We start from the raw sequence: 3556 nt of genomic DNA on the forward strand, positions 1-3556 counted from the left end.
CTGCCCTCGGCCATGAGCGCGCGCAGGTCGGCCCGCCGCTCGGGGTGGGTGTCGAAGAACGGCTTGAGATAGTCGACCTCGGCCAGCAGCGCCACGCCCAGCGCGACCAGCCCGGGCACGGCCATCGCGCTCGAGCTCTGCCCGGACACGTTGACGATCACGCCGGTGGCCAGCAGCTCGACCAGGCCGAGCGCGGTGATCGCGAGGACCACGGCGTCGAGCACCCAGCCGCGCGCCGACCTGCGCGGGGTGCGCCGCCACTCCTCGGTGACCGGGCGCGTGGCCGTGCGCCAGGCCGCGAGCGTGGCGGCCAGCACGCCGCCGAGCATGGCCGCGATCCCGGCCGGCGCGGCCTCCGGCGGGAAGCGGGCCGGGATGCCGGGGGGCAGCAGCGCGCCGATCATCGCGCCCGCCGCGACGTGCCCCAGCAGCAGCCCGAGCGGGACGGAAAGGGCGAGCAGCAGCAGCGGCTCGGCCAGCGCGAACCGCCACACCCGCACCCGCCCGTGCCCGCGCAACCTGGCCAGTGCGATCTCCGCGCCCCTCGCCCTGACCAGGTCGCCCACGGTCTGGAAGAGCAGCATCCAGCCGAGCCCGACCAGTTGGGCGATCACCAGGAGCGTCGGGACGCCGAGCGAGCCGGTGTTCGCGGTCATGAGCTTGAGCGTGTCGGCCACGCGGGAGTACACGATGGCGTTGCTGTTCCTGCCCGCTGACTCGGCGGCGGCCTGCATGGCGGCCAGGGCCGCGACGTCGGTGCCGTCGAGGTGGTTCACGTCGATGAAGACGATGCCGTAGTCGGTCCAGCCGGTCTCGGCCTCGTGGACGCCGGCGTAGTCGACGGCGCCGGCGATGACGTACGTGTCCAGCCTGGTCTGCGGCACGGTGAACAGCGCGTCGGCCTTGTCCCTGTCCGGCTCACCGGTCGGCGAGAACAGCGTCCTGCCGAACCAGAACGGGTCGGCCGGCGACCCCGGCCGGTAGATGCCGACGACCTTGAGCGGCGCCGGGTCGCGCCTGGAATCGGCGACCTCGCTCCTGACCACGGAGCTGAGGTAGATCGTCTGGCCCAGCTTGAACCCGGAGGCCTGGCCGGCCATCACCTCCTTGCCCGCGCTCGGGCAGCGGCCCTTGGCCAGGGTCAGGTGCTCGCACTGCCCGTCCTGCCAGACCAGCGAGAACGAGCGCCGGTCGTTGTGCCGGCCGCTCGTGGTCTCCATGCCGAAGATCGGCCGGCTCGTGAAGCCGGACCCATTGGTGAACGCCTCGACCTTGGCCTCGATGCCGCCGCTCGGCGTCGTGTACCGCCAGCCGCGCCCCTCCAGCGGCGCCGCCTTCACCACGTCCCTGACGATCGTGGTGCGCGCGGCGGCCGAGTAGATCGGTCCCACCGCCGCCGACGCGATCGGCACGACCGCGATGAGCAGCACGACCAGCGAGAGCGTGCGGCGTTCCCAGAGGCCGCGCAGGATCAAGGCTCGGCCCTCCTGAGCGCGATGCCGTTCTCGAGCTCCTCGATCCTGGCCATGGAGCCGGGCGGCAGCAGGTGGTGGTATTCGGGCGGCACCTGCACGGCGCCCTCCCTGCCGACGACCACGAAGTCCTCGCCGCGCCTGCCCTCCGCGCCCACCAGGCCGTCCCTGATCGTCACGGTACGGCTCAGCGCCTCGCTCACCGCGGTGTCATGCGTGACCACGACGGCGGTCGTGCCGTCGGCCTCGGAGGCGCTCTTGATGAGGTCGACCACCCAGGTGCCCGACTCCTCGTCGAGCTGGCTCGTGGGCTCGTCGGCCAGCAGCAGCCTGGGCTTGTTGGCCAGCGCTACAGCCAGGGCCAGCCGCTGCTGCTCGCCGCCCGACATCCGGCCCGCGGGCCGGTCTCCGGCGTCCTCCAGACCGACCCGGCGCAGCAGGTCTCTGGCGTGGCGCCGGTCGCGTTTGACCGCGCGCTGGGCGAAGGCCACGTTCTGGGCGGCGGAGAGATAGCCGATGAGGTTGCGTGCGGGGTTCTGCAGGACCATGCCGATGTGTGCGGCTCTGAGCTGGTCCAGCCTGCGCTGGCCGAGCCGTCCCATGTCGGTGCCGTCCAGCCACAGCCGGCCCGCGCTCGGGCGCAGCAGCCCGGCCAGCAGCCACAGCAGCGTCGACTTGCCCGCGCCGGACGGGCCGAGCAACGCGACCGTCTCGCCCTTGTCGATCACCAGGTCCACGTCGCGCAGAGCGACGACCTCGACGTCCTGTGCGTTGTAGATCTGCACGATCCCGTCGCACCTGACGACGCTCATGGCAGCCCGCCCATGGGCGGCTGGGGCGGTCGTTGTGGCTGGGGTGGCATGTGGTTCATGGGCGGGCTGGGGTGGCGTGCGGCTCATGGGCGGCTCTCCGAGCGTCTGCGGGCGATCGTACGCAGCTCGATCACCCGGTCGCAGCGCTCGGCCACCTCGGGGTCGTGCGTCGCGATCACCAGCGTGGTGCCGTCGCCCGTCACGGCGAGCAGCTCGTCCAGCACGACGGTGCGGTGCCCGGCGTCCTGCTCGGCCGTCGGCTCGTCGGCCAGCAGCACCCGCGGCCGCAACGCCAGCGCCCTGGCCACCGCCACCCGCTGCTGCTGCCCGCCGGACAGCTCCTCCACCAGGTGAGCGGCGAACTTGGACACCCCCACCCGCTCCAGCGCCTCCGCCGCCAGCCGCATGGCCTCGCGCGGGGTGCGCCCGGCCGCCCGGAGCGCGACCTCGACGTTCTCGGCCGCCGTGAGCAGGCTCAGCAGCCCGTACGACTGGAAGACCAGCGCCAGCTCGGCACGCAGCTCCGGCTGCTCGTCCAGGGGCACGCCCCTGACCAGGACCCGTCCTCCGGCGGGCGGGAGCAGCCCGGCGAGCGTCGTCAGCAGCGTCGTCTTGCCTGACCCCGACGGCCCCATGAGCGCCACGCGCTCGGCTGGAGCCAGCTCGAGGGTGAGGTCTTCGATGATCGTACGCCCGCCCGCGCGGCAGCTGAGGGCGCGGCAGGCGAGCGCCGGTCCAGGCACCACCCGCGGATCATCCTCCTCGCCGGTGATCCGCGTCAACGGTTAATGGAGCTGCAACCCGGTTGCAAGTGGCCCAAATACTGTTATGTCCTGCAAGACCTGAGCCGCGGGATCGGGTTTGTCCAGTACAGGGGCATGGGCAAACCGGGGGGATCACGCGGCTCATTGCTTTTCCCGGTCCAGGACCGGCTTCTCGCGGACCAGGAACGGCTCGAGCAGGCCGGGGACCGCTCGCGCCGCCAGCTCCAGGCCGTCGGCGCGGCCCACGTCCACCACGTCGTAGCGGCCCCTGCCCGCGGCGGTGATGGCGGAGACGGTGAGCAGGCCCGAGCGGCGCTGGAAGAACGACTCGTTGATCGTCCACCCCGAGATGCCCTTGCGGCCGAGGGCGATCGTGTGCCGCACCACCGCGCCTTGCCTGGTGACGAGATGGCGGCCGCTCAGCGCGTGCCCGAGGCTCTTGGCGCCCTCCACGGCCGCCCACATCCCGAACACCAGCGCCACCGCCGGGACCGCCCACACGGAAGCC

General features: G+C 72.7%; 4 protein-coding genes. All 4 read right to left on the reverse strand.

Features of this window, described 5'->3' with window-relative positions; all coding sequences use genetic code 11:
• Window positions 1–1475 (reverse strand): FtsX-like permease family protein (locus tag AB0J09_RS59505; RefSeq protein ID WP_360712397.1); only part of this gene is annotated, 1475 nt, incomplete at its 3' end.
• A complete protein-coding gene (locus AB0J09_RS59510) occupies window positions 1472–2284 on the reverse strand; it encodes an ABC transporter ATP-binding protein (RefSeq protein ID WP_360712399.1) in 813 nt (270 codons plus the stop codon). The genes AB0J09_RS59505 and AB0J09_RS59510, both read right to left, overlap by 4 nt.
• A gap of 83 nt (window positions 2285–2367) precedes the next feature.
• Window positions 2368–3066 carry an ATP-binding cassette domain-containing protein gene (locus tag AB0J09_RS59515; RefSeq protein WP_360712401.1) on the reverse strand — a complete coding sequence of 233 codons (699 nt, stop codon included), beginning with the start codon at window positions 3064–3066 and terminating at the stop codon, window positions 2368–2370.
• Window positions 3067–3189: 123 nt separating this feature from the next.
• Window positions 3190–3556 (reverse strand): PH domain-containing protein (locus AB0J09_RS59520; protein WP_360712404.1); only part of this gene is annotated, 367 nt, incomplete at its 5' end.

This window comes from Nonomuraea sp. NPDC049784 (assembly GCF_040659615.1).
GTDB lineage: Bacteria > Actinomycetota > Actinomycetes > Streptosporangiales > Streptosporangiaceae > Nonomuraea.